Origin of the sequence: Staphylococcus equorum, assembly GCF_029531845.1 — a bacterium.
Classification (GTDB): domain Bacteria; phylum Bacillota; class Bacilli; order Staphylococcales; family Staphylococcaceae; genus Staphylococcus; species Staphylococcus equorum_C.
Window position 1 is genome coordinate 1 of sequence record NZ_JAMBPV010000030.1, and the last position, 1,329, is coordinate 1,329.

At 26.6% G+C, this 1,329-nt stretch carries 2 protein-coding genes; both read left to right on the forward strand.

Annotated elements, in window-relative coordinates; genetic code table 11:
* A partial coding sequence (locus M4L39_RS14510) for a hypothetical protein (RefSeq protein ID WP_277582631.1) occupies positions 1-448 on the forward strand: 448 nt, incomplete at its 5' end.
* Between the two features lie 382 nt (positions 449-830).
* Positions 831-1,238, forward strand: coding sequence for a hypothetical protein (locus M4L39_RS14515; protein ID WP_277582632.1), 408 nt, complete (start codon positions 831-833; stop codon positions 1,236-1,238).
* Positions 1,239-1,329: the final 91 nt, after the last annotated feature.

A 1,329-nucleotide genomic window follows, 5' to 3' on the forward strand; every position in this document is an offset into this window, starting at 1 on the left:
TACATCTGTAAATAAGATGTATAATAAACAAAAACAATTAGGAGTGGTCATTATGAGTTCATTTATTCATACAGAAAGAGAATTTAATAACCTAGCAAAATATTTCAAAGAAGAATTATTAATTGATAAAGATTTAGCAGAAAACGTTGTTTTTAATTTATACCAATTTGAAGTAGTGGCAGTAAACACAAGATATAAAGAAAATAATCAACTCGATATTAGAATGTATCAAGATGAAGATTATCAAAATCTTGAAAGACTAACAGATTATGATGCACTAAAATTGTTAGATAGTATTAAATATCAAGCAAATGATATGAAGTCCGAAGTGCTTTGGATAAAAGTTGAAAACCTTTATAAAAAATTGATTACAGGAATTTTAAAAATAAAAGGTATAAGCGAACAATATAAAAACCATTCGGAATATGAAATGTCTAATTGTTGGTAATCGTCTATATTGTAGATGAAAGGAGGTGTGGTTGATGTCAGAAATCAGTCTAGCAATTATAACAATAATTTTAGCTATCTTAACATTGTTCCTAAATATTAAGTGGTGGAATGAAAGTAAAAAAAATTAACAAGATTTAGTTAAAGGAGGTGGTAAAGTTGCAAAGTAGATTAGAAAGAGAACGATACAAAAATGAACAAAAAAAACTACTGTTAATAAGCGCCTTAAACGTTATAACAGCAGTTTCTAACCTCATTCAAAGCCTATTTAGATAAATAGGTTAAAGGGGGGTGACTTCCCCCTTTATTCTCTTTCTATAATATCACAAATTAATTATTTTCGTCTATAGGATAGGCATTAATAAAACTAAAGGAGTGTTTGTATGACTACAAACTTATATATTATTAATGAAATGCATTCAGATGTTTATGAAGTGTTTGAAGAAGATGAATTGTTTATTTTTGCAAAAAACATAATTGAATATGAAACCAATAGAGATAAAAATTTTAAAACTGATGACGCATTTATAAGGGATTTTAGGAATTATTATATCAAAATAGCAGAATACTACGAAAAAGCAAAAGAAGGTAATATTAGTGAATCAGATATTCTTTTTATTATTGAACTTTATAATAAGCAAAAATTTACAGATGATATATTAATAGACAAAATATCAGTAACAGAAGAATGTAATATCGAACCACTTACTAACATTTTGAAAACTGTGGGTATGCAAGACCTATCTTATATATTAGATACGGAAAGTTTTCAAATGAGTGAAATTATTTAAAATATATAAATAAAGCCCTCGAAAAATCGGGGGTTATTTTTATGTAAATTGGGCATTACGTCTTTATATAAAATAACCCAAAAGGAGTGAA